The sequence below is a fragment of the Brachybacterium nesterenkovii genome (genome assembly GCF_900163655.1).
GTDB lineage: Bacteria > Actinomycetota > Actinomycetes > Actinomycetales > Dermabacteraceae > Brachybacterium > Brachybacterium nesterenkovii.
Genome location: NZ_FWFG01000094.1, coordinates 1 through 17,801 on the forward strand (window position 1 = coordinate 1; position 17,801 = coordinate 17,801).

Consider the following 17,801-nt stretch of genomic DNA (forward strand, 5'->3'; position numbering starts at 1 on the left):
GCCGGGGCACGACGACTCGGGCCGGACGAGGGGGCAGGACGACTGGGACAGACGGGTCGGGCAGGCCGGGCACGCGGATCCGCGACGGGAGAGCGGCCCGGCAGACGCCCGGTGACGTCCCGGGGACACGCCGGTGAGGGGTCCGCGAACTCCCCGGCCACCCCCTCGACCGCGCCCCGCACCGTTCCCTAGCGTGGGGGCATGACCTCCACGAAAGCACCCCTCGGCCTCACCCGCGACGCCGGGTGGGAGCTCGGAGTCCGCACCGCGATCCCCCTGCCCGTCGATGACGCCTGGCCGCTCCTCGTCGAGGAATGGCTGCCGCGCTGGCTGGGCGTCGACGCCGTCCCCACCCTGGTCGGCGCGCCCCTGCGCCAGGGCCGCCGCGAGGTCGGCCGTGTGGCCGGCTACCACATCGGCACCCGCGTGCGGGTCCGCTGGGATCAGCCCGGCACCGCCGACGAGACCGTCTTCCAGGTGACCCTCGAGCCCGACGGGGAGGCGACCATCGTGTCGCTGCGCCAGGAGCGCCTGGCCGATGCCGCCGAGCGCGACCGCCTCCGCGAGCACTGGACGCGGGTGCTCGAGCGGCTGAACACCGAGGTCGGCGCGGTCCCCGAGGCGCCGGGCGCCGACCTCGCCTGATCCGGTCCACCCGATACGCGCTCGCCTGGCCCTGCCCCGACGAGGCCGGGCAGGCTCGGGACTGCGACGGGCTCCGGGACGAGCTCGCCTCACCCTGCCGCCCCGCGGGGCCCACCCGCCTCGGACTGCGCCGCCCCGCCCTGTCCTGCCCCGTCCCGAGGCCAGCCATCACGGACTGCGCCGGGCCGCCCCGTCCCGTGGCCAGCCGTGGCCAGGCGCCGCCAGCTGCCGCCAGCGCCGTCAGGCGTCGAGCGCCGAGGCCTCGCGTAGATCGTCGACCTTCATGACGTCGAGGTCGACGTCGTGGTCGATCCCCGGCAGGCGCGCGTCGAAACGGACCTGCCAGATGTCCCAGTCCGTGTCGGGGCGCTCGTCCACATCGGAGTGCCACTGCGGCCGGGTCGTCTCCTCGGGCAGGCCGTAGGTGTTGCGCCAGTCCCAGGAGGAGTAGACGACCACGCGTCGGCCCCACGCCTTCTCGACGGCCTCGACGAAGGTGCTCACCTCGCGGTCCACGGTCGCCCGGTCGGGCGCCGCCTCGCAGGAGCCGTCGAGCTCCAGGTCGATCACCGGCGGGAGGTGGTCGTCGCTCGGCGGGACGGCGTTCAGGAAGTCGATCGCCTGCTCCTCACCGCCGGAGCACAGCGTGAAGTAGTGGTAGGCGCCGCGCGCGAGGCCCGCCTGGTCAGCCCCCTGCCAGTTCGCGGCGAAGCGCTCGTCGACATGGCCCGTGCCCTCGGTGGCCTTGATGTACGCGAAGGAGACGCCGCTGCCGCGGATCTGCTCCCAGTCGATCGCGCCCTGGTGGGCGGAGACGTCGATCCCGAGGGCCTCGCCGTCGGCCAGGGACTCGCCCGCGGGCAGCTGCGACAGGGCGGCGGCGTCGCGAGGGGTCGCGGGGACGTCGACGGCCGAGGGGTCGGCGCGGCGGGTGCGTTCCGGGGTCGCGGTGATCTCGGCGGCCTGGGACTCGGCCGCGGAGCCGCCGATCACGCGCACCATCCCCGCGGTGCACGAGCCCACCACGACGAGCAGCAGCGCGGCGAGGATCAGGGCGGCGACGCGGCGCCGGCGGCGCACCTGCTCACGGGTGTATCGGGGCACGCGCCACATGCTAGGGGGCCGCGCCCGTATTCCCGCAGGTCGCGCGGTGCCCGGCGTGTCCCGGGCGCGCCCGCGGGCAGGCCCGTCAGCGGGCGAAGAGCTCGACGAATCCCCGCAGCACCCCGGCCGATGCCGCGAGGTCGGCGCGCCGCACGGCGGCGAGGACGTCGTCGAGCTCGGAGGGGTCGATGTACCCGGCGTGCAGATAGGCGTGCAGGCGCTCGGCGAGCCCGTCGGCGTCGAGCTCCGGATGGAACTGGGTCGCGTACTGGCGCTGGCCGATGCGGAACATCTGCACGGGGCAGGACGCGCCCTCAGCCAGCAGCGTCGCGTGCGGCGGCAGGGCGCTCACGGCCTCCTTGTGGCCGACGATCGCGGCGAACGCGTCGGGCAGTCCGGCGGCCTGCACGAGCGGGTCGGTGCGCCCGGCGTCGGTCAGGCGCACCTCGATCGCGCCCGCGGGCTCGGCGAAGGCGCGGTCGACGGAGGCTCCCTGGTGCAGGCCCAGCGTGCCGACGCCGTAGCAGGCGCCGAGCAGCGGGATGTCCTGGTCGATCACGCGGTCGAGCAGGCCGACGAGGTCGGTCTCGACGCGGCGCTGCAGCGCGGACTTCGTCTCCGGCGCATCGGAGCTGGTGAAGGGGCTGCCCGCGATGATCACGCCGGAGACTGCGGCGAGATCGAGGTCGGGCAGCGGGCCCTGCTCGAGGCGGATGCGGCGCAGTTGCTCGGGGGCGAGCCCGGAGGCGCGGCAGAACTGGGCGTGCTCGGCGTCGGCGACCGCGTCCTCGGGGCGCGTCGCGAGCAGGACGAAGGGCATCATGCGCTGGATCGTACGGCGGCGGAGGCCTCGGGGGGCCACGGGGACCCGGCGGTGGACAGCGTCGGACGTCTCCGCTAGCGCGCGTCGGCACTGGCCCGCACGAGCGCGGCCACGGCGCGCGCGGCCTGACGCGCGGCGCGCGAGGCCCCGATCGTGGAGGCCGAGGGCCCGTAGCCGACGAGCTGGATGCGCTCATCGACCGCGGCAGTCGTCGCGCCCTGGACGTTCCCGGGAACCCGGCGCAGCGCGATCCCGCCGCGCGGCGAGCGCAGGCGCAGCGGTGCGAGGTGCTGCGTCGCGGGGCGGAAGCCGGTGGCCCAGAGGATCACGTCAACGCGCTCGACGCGGCCGTCGGCCCAGCGCGCTCCCTCGGGCACGAGGCGCTCGAACATCGGCAGCGGATGGTCGTAGGCGCCGAGCGCCCGCGCCGCCTGCTCCTGTTCGCGCAGCACGAGGCCGGTCGCGGCGACGACGCTGCGGGGCGCCTCGCCCAGCACCGCCCGCCGCTCCACCTCGGTCACGGCGGCGAGGCCCTCGATCTCACCGCCGTCGCGCCACTGCGGCGGCCGCCGCGTGACCCACAGCGTGTCGGCGACCGGCGCGATCTCGCCGAGGAACTGGACGGCGCTCGCGCCGCCGCCGACCACCATCACGCGGCGGCCGCGCAGGGCATCGGCGCCGGGGTAGGAAGCCGTGTGGAACTGCTCGCCGGTGAAGTCCGCGGCCCCGGGGACCGCGGGCACGAAGGGCCGCGTCCAGGTGCCGGTGGCGCTGATGAGGGTGCGGGCGAGCAGGGAGCGGGTGCGCGCACCTGCGCCGTCGGCGGCGTCGGGAGCGCCGACAGCGCCAGCAGCTCCTGCAGCTCCTGCAGCTCCTGCAGCTCCTGCAGCATCCTCGCTCTGCATCCCCTCAGCCCGCACGCCCTCGCCCCGATCCGACGCGATGGCTCGGTGGTCGAGGACGGTCACGCGCAGGAGCGCCCGACCATCCGTGCCCCGCGCTCCATCGGGTCGTCTTCGACGCGCAGCACCCGGACGGGCCTGCGCACGGGCAGACCGTGCCGGGCCTCGTACGCGCCGAAGTACCCGGGGATCACGAGGTTCGCGCGCTCGGAGCTGCGCGGCGGCGCGGGCTCGCCCGGGAGATCGGCGACGCCGTGGACGTCGCGCATCGTCAGCGAGTCCCAGCGGTGGCGCCACGCTCCGCCCGGGCCGTCCTCCGCGTCGAGCACGACGTGGTCGATGCCCAGGGCGCGCAGGTGGAAGCTCGCGGCCAATCCCGCCTGGCCCGCGCCCACGACGATCGCGTCGAGCACCGGCGAGTCGGGCCCGGGCGCTGTCACCGGACGTCGCCGATGAGCTCCGCGGCGCGCTCGGCGAGGTCGGGCACGTGCGGGCCCTCCATGACGTGCCAGCCGAAGTCCTCGGTCATGCGCTCGAACGCCCGCACCCCGCGCACCGAGTTCCCGTGGGCGTCGAGCTGCGGCGAGTACGCGGCGACCCCGAAGCGCGTGGGCAGGGCCGCGATGATCCCGCCGCCCACGCCGGACTTCGCGGGCAGGCCCACGTCGCTCACCCAGTCGCCCGCGTTGTCGTACATCCCGCAGGTCATCATGACGCTCATGGCCTGCCGGGCGGCGAGCGCGGTGAACACCCGCTCCCCCGTCACCGGGTTCACGCCCGCGTGCGCGAAGGTGCCGGCGACGACGGCGAGGTCACGCACGGTCGCCAGCACCGCGCAGCCCTCGAGGTAGCCGGCCACGACTTCCTCCGCGTCATCGCCCATGGAGCCCGCGGCCCGCAGCATGTAGGCGAGGGCCCGGTTGCGGTCGGCCCCGGCGAGCTCCTCCCGCAGCGTCTCCTCGTGCAGCTCCAGCTCGCGGCCCGCAGCGGCGTCGAGGGTCCGCCGCAGCAGGGCCGTGCGCTCGGCGCGGTCGGTGCCGAGCATCGCGTGCACGCGGATCGCCCCGATGTTGACCAGCGGGTTCTTGGGCCGACTGGTGCGCTTGTCGATGCTGATCGCGTTGAACTCCTCGCCGGTGGGCTCCTCGTCGACCTCGGAGACGACGTGGTCCTTGCCGTGGCGGTCGATCGCCGCGGCGTACGCGACGGCCTTGGAGATCGACTGGATCGGGAAGGCGTGCTCGCTGCCCGCGGCGGTCACCTCGCCGTCGGCCGTGCAGACGGCCAGGGCCATGTGGTCCTCGCGGGCGCCGGAGACGCGGGCCAGCGGCTCGATCGCCCCGTCGGGCTCGAAGCCCAGGAGGTCGTCGCACAGCCGGGAGAGGTACGTCTCGAGGGGGTTCATGGGGCCGACGCTACCGGCCGTGCGGCGCGGCCTCCCAGGTCCGGCCCAGCAGGCGGCCGGTCCTCAGCAGGTCCGCACGAGCCGCAGCAGCACGCGGGCGCCGAACTCGATCGCCGCGATCGGAACGCGCTCGTCGACCCCGTGGAACAGGGGCGCGAAGTCGAGGTCCGCGGGAAGCTGCAGGGGCGCGAAGCCGTAGCCGTCGATCCCCAGGGACTTCAACTGCTTGTTGTCGGTCCCGGCGCTCAGGCAGTACGGCACGAGCTCGGCGCCCGGGTCCTCCGCGCGGATCGCCTCGCGCATCGCGTCGACGAACGGCGTGTCCTCCGGGGAGTCGTAGGCGATGCCGATCTTGTCGACGATCACCTCGACGTCCTCGCCGGCGAGCTCCCGCACGAGCGAGAGCACCTCGTCCTCGTGGCCGGGCAGGAAGCGGCAGTCGAAGGAGGCCTCGGCGGTCTGCGGGATCACGTTGCCCTTGTAGCCGGCCTTGAGGGTCGTGACGTTGACGCTGTCGCGCAGGGTTCCGGCGACGAACTGGCGGGCCCCGCCCATCAGCGGCAGGAACGCCTCGATGTCGTCGCCGTCCCAGCCCTCACCGGTGATCTCGGTGACGCGGTCGAACAGGGTGCGGACCGTCGCGACGTACTCGAGCGGGAAATCGTGCTCGTCGATCGCGGCGATCGCGCGGGCCAGGCGCACGATCGCGTTCTCGTCGTTGGGCACGGAGCCGTGGCCCGCACGGCCCGTCGCCCGCAGGCGGCCCCAGGCGTAGCCCTTCTCGGCGGTCTGCAGGAGGTAGGCGCGGGTCTCGCCGTCGCCGTCCGCGCGCGGGAGCGTCACGGAGTAGCCGCCGACCTCGCTGATCGCTTCGGTGCAGCCGGCCACGAGGTCGGAGCGCTCTGCCTCGAGCCAGCGCGAGCCCCATGTGCCGCCGGCCTCCTCGTCCGCGAACATGATGATGACGAGGTCGCGCGGAGGCTTCTGGCCGGTGCGGGCGAGGTGGCGGACGACGGCGAGGATCATGCCGTCCATGTCCTTCATGTCGACGGCGCCGCGGCCGTACAGCATCCCGTCGACGATCTCCGCGCCGAAGGGGTCGTGCGTCCAGTCCTCCGCGTTCGCGGGGACCACGTCGAGGTGGCCGTGAATCACGAGGCCCCCGCGCTCGCGGTCCTCGCCCTCGATGCGCAGGTGGACGGTGGTGCGGCCCGGGGCGGGCTCGAAGACCTCGGGCTCGTAGCCGACCTCGCGCAGGAGCGCGACGACGTAGTCGGCGGCCTCCCGCTCCCCCGGGCCCGGGTCCTCCCCGTAGTTGGAGGTGTCGATGCGGATGAGGTCGCGCGCGATGCGCACGGCCTCCTCCTGCAGGAGAGCGAGCTCGTCAGCGGTCGGTTCGGCGATCGGCATGGGGTCATCCTTCCAGGCGGGTCCGGCGGTGGGCGAGGGCTGGGGACAGGGCGTGCATGGGGAGGGGAGCGCGCACGGAGGCCGTCAGGGCGCTCCGGCGACGGCCAGGGCGGTGAGGGCGCCGACGGTCGCGTCGGGGCCCGCGAGCAGCGCGACGAGCGCGGCGGCCCGCTCCTCCCCGAGCGCCTCGGCGGCCTTCGCCCGCAGCGCGGTATCGGGCAGGGGGCGCTGGGGCGAGCCGGCGGGGCGGTCGACCTGCGCCGCCAGGACGCGACCGTCGGCCAGCTCGACGTCCACACCGCTCCACATGTCCCGCACCGCACGCCCTGTGCGCGGGTCGGGACCGGGGGCCGACGGCGTGCCGCGGGTTCCGGCGCTCACGTGCTCGCGCACGACGCGGCCGGCGAGCGCGCGGGCACGGGGGTCGAGGGGCTCGGCGCCGAGATGCGCGAGGTCGCGAGGCACGCCGAGGAGGGCGAGGGCGACGAGGGCCTCGGCGCTGAAGCGGGCCTCCTCCCCCGTGCGGGGGGCGCGGTGGACGAGGGCGGCGTCGGCCCCGGGCCGCATGCGCACCCGCACGCCGACGATGCGCGCCGCCCGCTCGTCCACCGTCCCATCTAGCTCGTCGGCGAGCTCCGCGGCGGCCTCGACGAGGCCCATCGCGGCCGAGCAGAACGGGCTGCGCTTCATCCACAGCCCGGGGGCCGCGATCGCCCAGGTCTGCCCGAAGCCGCTGGTCAGGGCTTCGCGCACGTCCGCTTCGACGCCGTGGGACGCGAGCAGACCGACGCTCCCGGCCACCGCGTCGTCGGCCGCGCCGATCCCCGCGAGCGCCCACTGCACGGCCTCGACGCCCGCCTGGGCGGCCATGCCCGCGTGCAGGGGCTTGGCGGGGGTGCCGAACTGGGCGCGCACGCCCGCGGACCGGGAGGCGGCGAGCGAGAGCGCCCGCGCGGTCGTCCCCTCGTCGAGGCGCAGCAGGTGCGCGCCCGCGGCCGCCGCGCCCACGGCCCCCGCGGTCGCGGTCGGGTGGAAGCCCGCCGCGTAGTGCGCGGGGCCGAGGGCCCGGCCCAGACGGGCCATGGCCTCGAGGCCGACGGCGTGGGCGGCGAGCACGTCCGGGAGCGGCGCCGCGTCGTCGGCGAGGGCGATCAGGGTCGGCACGAGGGACGCCGACGGGTGCCCGCGCACGTCCTCGTGGGTGTCGTCGAGGTCGAGCAGGTGGGCACGGAAGCCTCCGACGAGGGCCGCGCGGGACGGCGCGAGCCGCGCGTCGGTCCCCAGCACAGGACGGCCGGCGACGGGCTCCCCCTCGGCGCGCGCCCACGCGAGCAGGTGCGAGGCCTGGTCACGTGCTGCGGGATCGGCGTCGCAGAGCGCGGCGCACGCGACGTGGTCGAGCACGGCGCGCTCCGCCGCCGCGCGGACTCCCGTCGCGCCGAGCGGATCGGCCGCGACGACGGCCCGGGCGAGCGCGCTCACGGCGCGCCCAGCTCCTCACGCAGGAAGCGCTTGGTGCGCTCGTGCTGCGGATGCTCGATGACCTCGCGCGCCGGTCCCTGCTCGACGATCCGGCCGCCGTCGATGAACACGACGCGGTCGGCGACGTCGGCGGCGAAGGCCATCTCGTGCGTGACGATCACCAGGGTGATCCTCTCGGACGCGAGGTCGCGGATCACGGCGAGGACCTCGGAGACGAGCTCGGGGTCGAGCGCGCTCGTCGGCTCGTCGAGGAGGATCGCGTGCGGCCGCACGGCCAGGGCCCGGGCGATCGACACGCGCTGCTGCTGTCCGCCCGAGAGCGTCACGGGGTACTGCGCCTGCGTGGACTCGGAGATGCCAACGCGGGCCAGGAGCTCCTGGGCCCGCGCGCGGGCCTCGTCGGCGGGGACCTTCCGGCCGATGACCATCGGGTCCATGACGTTCTGCAGCGCCGTCCGGTTGCGGAACAGGTTGTAGCCCTGGAACACCATCGCGGTGCGGCTGCGCAGCGCGTGCGCCTCCTTCTGGCTGATGCGCGGCGCCGTGACCTGCGCGTCCTCGATGCGGATGGTGCCCGCATCGGGGGCCTCGAGCAGGTTCAGGCACCGCAGGAGGGTGGACTTGCCCGAGCCCGAGGGCCCGATGACGGCCTTGACCTCGCCGGTCCCGACCTCCAGGTCGATCCCGTCCAGCACTGTGTTGGCGCCGAACGCCTTGCGGATCCGTGTCGCCTCGATCATGCGATCACCTCCGGTATGCGCGGCCGAGCCGCTGCTCGAGCCGCTGCTGCAGCCAGCTGTAGACGACGACCATCACCCAGTACACGAGCCCCACCACGAGGAACGTCTCGAAGAAGCGGAACGACGACGAGGCGATGATCTTGGCCTCGGCGAAGATCTCCGTGAGCCCTAGCGTGAAGGCCACGGACGTCTCCTTGAGGAGCGAGACGAAGATGTTGCCGGTGGCCGGCAGGGCGTTGAACGCGGCCTGCGGGATGATGTAGCGCCGGTAGACCTGGACTCGGGTCATCCCCGTCGCGAGCCCCGCCTCGTACTGCCCGCGGTCCACGCTCGCGAGCGCGGCCCGGAAGATCTCCGCGAGGTACGACGCCTCCTTGAGGGAGAAGCCGATGATCGCGGCGGTCAGCGCGCTCATCGTGGACATCGCGGGGAACAGCTGCGGTAGCCCGTAGTAGATGAGGAACAGCTGCACGAGCGTGGGGATCCCGCGGAACAGCGAGATGTACAGCTGCGCGATCTGGTCGAGCACGGGGATCCTCGCGAAGCGGATGAGCGCGAGCACGAGCCCGAGCAGCACCGCGAGCACCATCGAGACGACGGCGATCAGCAGCGTGACCGGCAGGTACGGCAGCAGCTCCGGCAGGACGCCGAGCATGTATCCGGGATCGAGGTCCATGGCTCAGCTCCCCGTGTAGCCCTCGGGCTTCGCCGAGATGTCGGAGCCGAAGTGCTTCTCGGCGAGGGCCTTCAGGGAGCCGTCGGCGCGCATCGCCTCGATCTGCTCGTCGACCTGCGCGACGAGCTCAGAGCCCTGGGCGAAGGGCAGGCCCACGGCCTCCCACGCGATGGGGTCGCCCACGAACTTTAGGGGCGCGGACGTCTTCTTGATCTCCGCGAGCAGGATGCCCGTGGAGTTGATGTAGCCGTCGATGCGGCCGGCGAGGACGTCCTGCATGGCGCCATCGCGGGTCTCGTAGGTGCGGATGGCGACCTGCGTGCCCGTCTCGGCGATCCAGTCCTCGAGGTGCGTGACGTTGTTGGATCCCAGGACGCCGCCGACGGTCTTCCCGGCGAGGTCCGGCAGGGCATTGATCTGTGCGTTCGCCTCGAGGGTCACGATGGTCGCGCCCATGTACGCGTACGGCTTCGCGAACGAGTACTGCTCCTCGCGCTTGGCGGTCATGGCGACGTTGTTGGCGACCGTGTCGAGCTTCTTGGCCTCGAGCTGGCCCATGAGGCCCGAGAAGTCGGCGTTGGTCCACTGGACCTTCTTGCCGAGCTTTCCCGCGATGGCCTCGAGGACCTCGACGTCGTAGCCGACGAGCTTCCCTCCTTCCTTGTAGGAGTTGGGGAACGACTGTCCGGTCGCGCCGGCGCGCAGCGTCGAGGATCCCGCCCCGCCGGAGCAGGCGGCGAGCAGCGGCAGGGCGAGGGCGCCGAGGCCGAAGGCGCGGCGGCTGAGGGATGCGGGGGTGCGGGGGGCGGTGGCGGTCATCGGGCGATTCCTTCCAGGTAGGAGACGTGCGCGGCGCGCCAGGTCTCGAAGGCGGCGGGGTCGAGCGGCTTGAGGTGGTAGTCGGTCAGGTGGCCCAGTCCCAGGTCGCGGCTGCCGATGCGCTCGTAGCCGCGGCGGACGTAGTAGTCGCCGAGCCACGGGTGCTCGCGGGCCGTGCCGAGGGTGACGGCGGGGGCGCGCAGCTGCTCGCGCAGGACGTCCTCGATGCGCTCGAGGACCTCGGAGCCGAGGCCGCGCTCGGGACAGGCGGGGTCGGCGGCGAGCCAGCCGAGGTGCGGCAGCGCGAGCGGCCCCGGGTTCGGGCCCCACGGGACGCGGATCGAGATCGTCGCGAGGATCCGCTCGGGGGCCGCGGGGTCGACGAGGCCGTGGGCGAGGTTCCCCCGCAGGTGGGCGAGGACGTCGTCCCGCGTGGCGTCGGAGGCGCCGAAGCGCACCCCGAGCTCGAGGTCCGCGGCGTAGGCGGCGTGGAGGATGGCGAGGAGGGCGTCGGCGTCGGCCGCCCCGAGGCGTCGCAGGACGCGCCCCGCGCGCTCGGTCATGCCAGGCCCGCCGCGTCGTAGCCGGCGAGGACGGCGTCGACGGCCTCGCCGGTCTCGCCGAGGTACTCGCGGGGCTCGAGCCACGAGGCGATCTGCGCCTCGTCGAAGCGCTCGGCCACGCGGGGGTCGGCGGCCAGGAGGTGCTCGAGGCGATCGCCCGTCTCAGCGGCGGTCATCGCGGCGTCGTACACGATCGTGTGGGCGGTCTGCTTGCCCAGGACCCGGCCGATCTCGAACATCGCCTTCTCGCTCAGGAGGAGCCCGCCCTGGAGGTCGAGGTTGCGGGCCATCGCGTCGGCGTGGACGACGAGGGTCGACAGGATGCGGCCCATGCCCGCGAGCTGCGCGGACAGGTACTGGTGGATCTCGGGGAGCGCCACCCACTCGGCGCGCCACGAGATCGCGTCGCGCTCGTGGACCGTGGCCATGCCGTCGAGGACCAGGGCCGCGGCGTGCTTGACAGGCGCGGTGAGCGCGGCGGCGCCCTCGAGGAGGGCGGGGTTGCGCTTGTGGGGCATCGTCGTGGAGCCGATCTTGCCGCTCGTGAACGCCTCCTCGACCTCGCCGATCTCGGTGTGCATGAGGGTCGACAGCTCGGTCGCGATCTTGCCCAGGGTCGCGGAGACGAGCGCGAGCGTCGAGGTCCACGCGGCGATGCGGTCGCGCGAGGACTGCCAGGAGATGCGCGGGGCGGCGAGCCCCAAGAGCTCGAGGGTCCCGCGCTCGACCTCCCGGCCGCGGCCGTCGAACGAGGCGTACGTGCCGACGGCGCCGTTGATGTTGCCCACCAGCACGTCCGCGGCGGCCCGGTCGAACCGCTCGACGTGGCGGAGGATCTCGTCGAGCCAGATCGCGGCCTTGAAGCCGAAGGTCGTGGGCAGCGCCTGGACGAAGTGGGTGCGGGCGACCATCGGGGTGTCGCGGTGGGTGCGGGCGAGGTGGGCCAGCGCCGTCGCGACGGCCACGAGGTCGGCGCGCAGCAGCGCGATCGCATCGCGGATCTGCAGGATCGTGCCGGTGTCGACGACGTCCTGGGTGGTCACGCCGTAGTGGACCCATTCGCCGTGCTCCCCCGCCGCGTGCTGGAGGGCGTGGACGGTCGCGTTGAGCGAGTGCATCACCCGGGCCGCCTCGGCGGCGATGGCTCCGAGGTCGAAGTCGCCGGTCGCGGCCTCGGCGATCGCATCGCCGGCCTCGGCGGGGATGAGTCCGAGCCGTGCCTCGGCGCGGGCGAGGGCGGCCTCGACGTCGAGCTGGCGGCGCAGGCGCGCCTCCTCGCTCCACACCTCGCGCATCGCGGGCGTGCCGAAGCTGTTGCCGATCGTCAGCATGTCGAGGACGTGGGAGGACACGGGGCTCCTTCGGGGGCGGGCGCTCGGCGCGCCGACTGACGAGCGCACCTTGGGGGCACCATAACGCTAGGTGACGCGCGTTCTTATGGCGAGCCAAAGGTGACGTGATGTGACGTGGTGATCAGCCGGGCGCCGACGGGAGCGGCGACCAGGCGGGACGCTCCGGGGGCGACATCACGCCCTCGACGGGCGCGGCGATCCGCTCGGACCTCGTCCGGGCGGCGCGGTCGGACCGGGGCCGGTCGGCGCGGTCGGGCCAGGGCCGGTCGGGCCGGGGCCGGCCCCGGACCGTGATCAGCGCGAGGGCGCGAAGCGCTCCATGCCCGCGGCATCGGCGGCCTCGCGGTAGGCCGCGGCGAGCGAGGCGACGGTCTCGTGGGCGTTGAGCCCGCTCGGGTTCGGGACGACGAGCAGCGGGGTCGCCTCGAGCACCGGCGCCTGGGCTCCGGCCTCCTCGAGCGCGCGCCGCGGCCAGCCGTCCTGGCGCCCCGCGCGTGCCCGCCGTTCGCCGAACGCGATGCGGTAGGCCGTGATCCCGGCGACCGCGACGGCCGCGGGCCGGTGCGTCAAGACCGTGCGCACGAGGCGCGCCGCCCCCTCGCGCAGCTCGTCGTCGCTCAGCTCGTCGGCGCGGGCGGTCGCGCGGCGGACCAGGTTGGTGATGCCCAGGCCGATCGCCCGCAGGTGCGCGAGGTCCTCGGGCGCGTAGCCCTCCGCCGGGTCGATGAGGCGGTCGGTGATGCCCGCGGCGGCGAGGGCGGGGTGGAAGCGGTTGCCGGGGCGCGCGAAGTGGGCGCCCGTCGCGCCCGTCCACAGGCCGGGGTTGATGCCGACGATCAGCAGGCGCAGCGGGTCGGGCAGGAGGTCGTCGACGACGGCATCGCGGGCGGCCTCGAGATCGGCGGGGGTGGGACGCGGAGTCATGGGGGAAGTGTGGCAGGGGCGGCGGCCCGGGGTCTCCCCGGCGCGGGGACAGGGGGCCGTCCGGCCTCGATCCCCACATCCATGGCATGCCCACCTCGCACTTATCCACATCGCTGTCCACGACTGGGGACGAATGACAGACGTGTAGTTCCGCAGGCCGGGGGACTTCGTCCCCACGGTGTGCAGTACCTGTGGGGATCTGCGTCCCGCTCTCCTCCACCGACATCGCAGCCCCCGGTCGAACGCGGCGCTGGGTCATGGAAGATGCAGGTCATGGGCTCCTTGCAAGTGAACTTCCCCATGTGGCAGACGCATCTGCACGCCTGCGGACGGGGCGCTCGAGCTCGCTCGTCCGCCCGCTGCTGGCGGATCAGGCGGGGATGGATAGGGGGTGCGGTCCGCGACATGACGCCCCGAGATCCACAGGTCCACCCTTGTTATCCACACTTTCGTGGCGTCGTCCCCCAACAGCCCCGAGTTATCCCCAATTCACTCCACAGCTGGGGATAATCACACGCTTGTCATTCCCGCACACCCGTTCGACTCGGCAGCCACGAGGGCGCGCACGACCCCGCATACCGTGCATCTTCCCTCCCGCGCAGCATGCACCCCCTCCCGCACACCGCGAATCTCCCCTCCCGCGCAGCGCGCGCACGACCCCGCGTACCGAGCATCTTCCCTCCCGCGCAGCGCGCACTCCCTGCCGCCCGACCGTCTGACTCCACGACGCCCGGCCCCATGGGAAGAACCGCAGTCATACGCACCATCAGCCGCATATACGGCCCGACTGCGCGCATACGTGCGTCTCTTCCCATGCCCGCGGAGATCATCGGACCGAGCAGCAGCCACAGTCACTGGCGCTGGCACTGGCTTCGGCACTGGCACCTCAGACCGCATGCCTCACGTCCCAGACCCCAGACTCCAGACCCCAGACCCCAGACCCCAGACCCCATGCTGCGCGCGGCGCCCGGCCGTCACCAGCCGTCGCGCGCCACCCCGACCGTCACCAGCCGGCGCGCGCCACCCCGACCGTCACCAGCCGGCGAGCGCCCCCGTCGGCACCGTCATCGCGCGCACCGCCACCAGTCCCAGGCACAGCAGCACCGCCCCGGCGATCACCCCCGCATGGATCAGGGCGGAGCGCCTCGCGAGCGCCACCCGGTCCGCCCCCGGGGACGCCTTGGGCCGCGTCGCGAACAGGGCGGCCGTCGTCGCCGTGCCCACGAGCAGTCCGCCCAGGTGCCCCTGCCAGGAGATCCCCGGGACCATGAACGTGATCAGCAGGTTCAGGACGATCAGCACGATGATCTGCCCGGACTCCGCGCCCATGCGCCGGTTGATGACGAACATCGAGCCGAACAGGCCGAACACACCGCCGCTCGCACCGACCGTGCCTCCGACCCACGAGGTGGTCATCGGGTCGGTCAGGAGCAGCACCGCCGTATGCCCCGCGAGGATCGACACGAGGTAGACGGCGAGGTAGCGCCACGGCCCCATCGCCCGCTCGAGGTACTGGCCCACCACCCACAGGGCGTACATGTTGAACGCCAGGTGCATGAGGCTGCCGTGGAGGAAACCGCTGGTCAGGAAGGTCCACGGCATGGCGAGCGCCCGGAACGGCGCGAACATGAGGAGGTTCTCGACCACGCCGGGAGCCACCGTCTGCCCCAGGTACGCGAGCACACACAGGCCGATGATCGTGTAGGTGACGAGCGGTCGCCCCGAGGAGGTCGCGCCGCCGAGCGTGGTCCGCGGCGCGGTCTGCCGCTGCTGGCGCTCCATCTCGCGGGCGCAGTCGACGCACAGGACGCCGACGGCGGCCGGCCGCTGGCACTCCGGGCACGCGGGGCGGTCGCAGCGCTGGCAGCGGACGTAGGCGACGCGGTCCGGGTGACGGGGACAGACGGAGGCGGGGGTGGGATCGGCGACGCCGTACTCGGAGCCCGCCCGGCGACGGCCGCTCGCGCCGCGGTTGATGTCCGCGGCGCCGTAGGCATCGGCCGTGGCGCTGTAGCCCTCGCGTTCGGCGGGCCGCTCCCCCGTCCCGTAGCTCTCGACGGGGTCGGGGTCGGACGGATCGAAGGAGCGCGGGATCTGCCCGTAGCGCTCGGCGTAGGGATCGGCGTCGGCATCTGCGCCGTCGTCCTCCACCGGGAGCGGGGTGTAGGACTGGCCGGCGTCGTGCCCCGGCGACCATTCCGGGTCCCCGGTGGGGGCCGTGTCGTACTGCCGGGACCAGTCCGGGTCCTCGGCGGGCCGGTCCGCGTCGTGCGCGGTCGGCGCACCGTCGGGCACGTCGTCATCGACGGATCGGCCCTCGTTGTCGGGTGCCGTCGCGCGGTCGCGCCCCAGAGGGATCGGGCGCTCCCCCGTGATCGGGTCGCGCGCCCCCTCGTACTCGTACGCGTAGGGATCCTGCGAAGGGTCGTCGGCACCGTAGCCGGAGTCGGAGCGGCTCATGGGGACATTCTCCCCTATGGCCCTGCGCGCACCGCACGGCCAGTCCGCGGACAGCGCGACCATCGGTCGGCAGGCTCCCGCCCCACGCCCTCGAACCCCGGGCCCCGGGCCCCGGGCCCCAGATGCGGCCTCCGCACCCCTCCACGGAGCCGCTCGCCGCTCGGCCGTCCAGATTCTGCAGACCAGCGGCGTGCGCCCTGCAATACGCGAGGCACCTGCCGCAGGGATGCAGATTCTGGACGCTCTCGCCCGACGACCGAGCTCCAGGACCCCGGGACGACGAACGGGGGCGCCCACCGTGCGGTGAGCGCCCCCGTGCAGAAGGTGCGAGTTGAGGGATCGGCCTCCGAGTTCGTCGATCAGCAGACCTGATCCTCCCCGTCGATCAGTCCTCGATATCGACCGACTGGATCACGACGTCGTCGACCGGGCGGTCGCGGCGATCGGTCTCGACCTTGGCGATCGCGTCGACGACCTGGCGCGACGCGTCATCGGCGACCTCGCCGAAGACGGTGTGCTTGCCGTGGAGGTACTGGGTCGGGGCGACGGTGATGAAGAACTGCGAGCCGTTGGTGCCCGAGGGCTTGCCGGTGATCGCGTTCATGCGCTTGCCGGCGTTGGCCATGGCCAGCATGTACGGCTGGTTGAAGTTCTTCTCCGAGATCTCGTCGTCGAAGTTGTAGCCGGGGCCGCCGGTGCCGGTGCCCAGGGGGTCGCCGCCCTGGATCATGAAGCCGTCGATGATGCGGTGGAAGATCACGCCGTCGTAGAACGGGCGCGAGACCTTCTCGCCCGTCTGCGGGTCGGTGAACTCCTTGGTGCCGCGCGCGAGGCCGACGAAGTTCTCGACCGTCTTGGGGGCGTTCTCCGGGAACAGCTCGATGCGGATATCGCCGTGATTGGTGTGCAGAGTTGCGAACATGCGGTCATCCTCGCACAGCCGCATGCGCACGATCCCGACAGGCGCCCAGCCGCGCGCGGGCGCATGCGCGCATGGGCGCAACCGCGCACGGGCATGGGCGCAACCGCGCACGGGCATGGGCGCGAGCCCGTAGCCGCCCACGGCCCCGCAGCCGCCCACGGCGAGGATCCGCGCATGGACGCGTACGAGGAGGATCCGCGCCCAGGGTGGGACGCCTCTGTGCTTCGCGCTGCCGCCGCCGGACTGCCGACCGCGTACTCCGTGCGCCGCATGGCCGACCCCGGCCAGCCGACCGACCGCGTGCCTGGAAACCTGCACATCCGCTGGGACGACGTGCTCGGCGTCACGCTATGGTGGACGGGTACGACGCACCGCTGTGCTCCAGCGGCGCTCGCTCCCACGGTCCCGCCGGGAACCCGGCGACCTCGATCGAAAGGGGACCACCCCATGGGCATCCGCTCCAAGAAGAAGAAGCGCGAGGCCGAGAAGGCCGCGCTCACCGCCTCCGCCCGCGCGGGCCGCCTCGCCGGCATCGCGCAGAAGTCCGCCCAGGACTCCGTGGCCAAGTTCCAGGGAACCGTCGTCCCGGCGCTCTCCGAGGGCGCCAAGGATGCGCGCAAGCGCGCCGACGAGCTCGTCGAGCAGTACCTCCCCGCCGTCCAGGAGCAGGTCCAGGCGCGCGGCGAGAAGGTCGCCGCCTTCGCCGACACCCTGAGCCCGCGCGCGGAGAAGCTCCGCCACGACCTCCAGGACGACTACCTCCCGCGCGCCCGCCGCACGGCCGGTGCGACCAACGCGGTGATGGCCGCGATGGTCACCGCCGCGGTCGATGCCGCGCGCAAGGAGCTCGAGAAGGGCCAGGGCGACATCAAGAAGGCCGCCCTCGCGACCCCGCCGGAGAAGAAGAAGGGCCGCGCGGGCAAGGTCCTGCTGGTCCTGGCCCTCACCGCGGCGGGCGCCGCCGCCGGCTACGCCGCCTGGAAGAAGAGCCGCCCGGTCGAGGACCCCTGGGCCCCGCCGGCCGACTTCGCCCGCGCGCACTACCCGGCCTCGGCCGCGACCGACACCGATTCCTCCGAGGTCTCCGACACCGTCGGCGGCGCGGAGGCGGGCGATCTCGCGAACTCGCTCACGTCCGATGCCGATCGCGCCTCCGACACCGCCCCGCGCGACGTGAAGGTCGACTCGGCGGACTCCTCCGATCTCCCGGAACAGGGCAAGGTCATCGACCCGGTCATGAACCCCGAGGAGAACCCGGCGGACCCGGAGAACGGCGACGCCTCCGAGGGCGGCAAGCGCGGCACCCACCGCGGCGAGGCCTGATCCTCGCCGGTACCGTCCGCGGGCGCGCCCCGCACCTGACGCCGAGCGGCCGTCCGACCTCCGGGTCGGGCGGCCGCTCGTCCATGTCCGGCCGCTCCTCGGCAGGCGGCCGGGCATCGGTCTCCGACGATCCTCCGTGCCCCGGCAGCTCGTTCACCCCCGGTTGCTCGGGCATGCCCGCCCGCCCGCTCGTCCATGCCCGCCCGCTCGTCCATGCCCGCCCGCTCCTCCGGCTTCGGCCGTCGCCGCGG

The 17,801-nt window shown here is 73.7% G+C and carries 17 protein-coding genes; 2 read left to right on the forward strand and 15 right to left on the reverse strand.

What is annotated here, in order from left to right:
• The first annotated feature begins 201 nt into the window (after window positions 1–201).
• On the forward strand, window positions 202–645 hold the full coding sequence (locus FM110_RS10840; protein WP_087104777.1) for an SRPBCC family protein: 444 nt from the start codon (window positions 202–204) through the stop codon (window positions 643–645).
• A 240-nt stretch (window positions 646–885) separates the two neighbouring features.
• Here the strand turns inward: FM110_RS10840 and FM110_RS10845 are convergent, their stop codons facing one another.
• The 15 genes from FM110_RS10845 to FM110_RS10915 form a co-directional block, all read right to left on the reverse strand.
• Window positions 886–1,749, reverse strand: a complete 864-nt coding sequence (locus FM110_RS10845; RefSeq protein ID WP_087104778.1) for a GH25 family lysozyme — start codon at window positions 1,747–1,749, stop codon at window positions 886–888.
• A gap of 85 nt (window positions 1,750–1,834) precedes the next feature.
• The gene (locus FM110_RS10850; RefSeq protein WP_087104779.1) at window positions 1,835–2,572 is read right to left on the reverse strand and encodes a glutamine amidotransferase; all 738 of its coding nucleotides are present in this window, start codon (window positions 2,570–2,572) and stop codon (window positions 1,835–1,837) included.
• Between the two features lie 74 nt (window positions 2,573–2,646).
• Complete coding sequence (locus FM110_RS10855) at window positions 2,647–3,540, reverse strand: FAD-dependent oxidoreductase (protein WP_234992309.1); 894 nt, start codon at window positions 3,538–3,540, stop codon at window positions 2,647–2,649.
• A complete protein-coding gene (locus tag FM110_RS10860; RefSeq protein ID WP_407641045.1) occupies window positions 3,537–3,914 on the reverse strand; it encodes an NAD(P)-binding protein in 378 nt (125 codons plus the stop codon). The genes FM110_RS10855 and FM110_RS10860 overlap by 4 nt, the downstream gene beginning before the upstream one ends.
• Window positions 3,911–4,879, reverse strand: a complete 969-nt coding sequence (glsA, locus tag FM110_RS10865; protein WP_087104781.1) for a glutaminase A — start codon at window positions 4,877–4,879, stop codon at window positions 3,911–3,913. Before glsA ends, FM110_RS10860 begins: the two co-directional genes overlap by 4 nt.
• 63 nt (window positions 4,880–4,942) lie before the next feature.
• A complete protein-coding gene (locus FM110_RS10870) occupies window positions 4,943–6,289 on the reverse strand; it encodes a M20/M25/M40 family metallo-hydrolase (protein ID WP_087104782.1) in 1,347 nt (448 codons plus the stop codon).
• Window positions 6,290–6,373: 84 nt separating this feature from the next.
• Window positions 6,374–7,771 (reverse strand): MmgE/PrpD family protein, encoded by a 1,398-nt coding sequence (locus FM110_RS10875; RefSeq protein WP_087104783.1) that lies wholly within the window; start codon window positions 7,769–7,771, stop codon window positions 6,374–6,376.
• A complete protein-coding gene (locus FM110_RS10880) occupies window positions 7,768–8,511 on the reverse strand; it encodes an amino acid ABC transporter ATP-binding protein (protein WP_087104784.1) in 744 nt (247 codons plus the stop codon). The genes FM110_RS10875 and FM110_RS10880 overlap by 4 nt, the downstream gene beginning before the upstream one ends.
• Window positions 8,512–8,515: 4 nt before the next feature.
• Window positions 8,516–9,187 (reverse strand): amino acid ABC transporter permease, encoded by a 672-nt coding sequence (locus tag FM110_RS10885; protein WP_087104785.1) that lies wholly within the window; start codon window positions 9,185–9,187, stop codon window positions 8,516–8,518.
• A 3-nt stretch (window positions 9,188–9,190) separates the two neighbouring features.
• Complete coding sequence (locus FM110_RS10890; RefSeq protein ID WP_087104786.1) at window positions 9,191–10,006, reverse strand: transporter substrate-binding domain-containing protein; 816 nt, start codon at window positions 10,004–10,006, stop codon at window positions 9,191–9,193.
• The gene (locus FM110_RS14890; RefSeq protein ID WP_200810224.1) at window positions 10,003–10,569 is read right to left on the reverse strand and encodes a GNAT family N-acetyltransferase; all 567 of its coding nucleotides are present in this window, start codon (window positions 10,567–10,569) and stop codon (window positions 10,003–10,005) included. The genes FM110_RS10890 and FM110_RS14890 overlap by 4 nt, the downstream gene beginning before the upstream one ends.
• Window positions 10,566–11,921, reverse strand: coding sequence for an adenylosuccinate lyase (gene purB, locus FM110_RS10900; RefSeq protein WP_087104787.1), 1,356 nt, complete (start codon window positions 11,919–11,921; stop codon window positions 10,566–10,568). The genes FM110_RS14890 and purB overlap by 4 nt, the downstream gene beginning before the upstream one ends.
• Before the next feature lie 294 nt (window positions 11,922–12,215).
• Window positions 12,216–12,845 (reverse strand): mismatch-specific DNA-glycosylase, encoded by a 630-nt coding sequence (locus tag FM110_RS10905; protein ID WP_087104788.1) that lies wholly within the window; start codon window positions 12,843–12,845, stop codon window positions 12,216–12,218.
• Between the two features lie 1,032 nt (window positions 12,846–13,877).
• Window positions 13,878–15,305 (reverse strand): rhomboid family intramembrane serine protease, encoded by a 1,428-nt coding sequence (locus FM110_RS10910; RefSeq protein WP_087104789.1) that lies wholly within the window; start codon window positions 15,303–15,305, stop codon window positions 13,878–13,880.
• A 385-nt stretch (window positions 15,306–15,690) separates the two neighbouring features.
• Window positions 15,691–16,227, reverse strand: a complete 537-nt coding sequence (locus FM110_RS10915; RefSeq protein ID WP_159458059.1) for a peptidylprolyl isomerase — start codon at window positions 16,225–16,227, stop codon at window positions 15,691–15,693.
• Window positions 16,228–16,674: 447 nt separating this feature from the next.
• On the opposite strand from FM110_RS10915, the gene FM110_RS10920 reads away from it, so the two are divergent.
• The gene (locus FM110_RS10920; protein WP_087104790.1) at window positions 16,675–17,550 is read left to right on the forward strand and encodes a hypothetical protein; all 876 of its coding nucleotides are present in this window, start codon (window positions 16,675–16,677) and stop codon (window positions 17,548–17,550) included.
• Window positions 17,551–17,801: the final 251 nt, after the last annotated feature.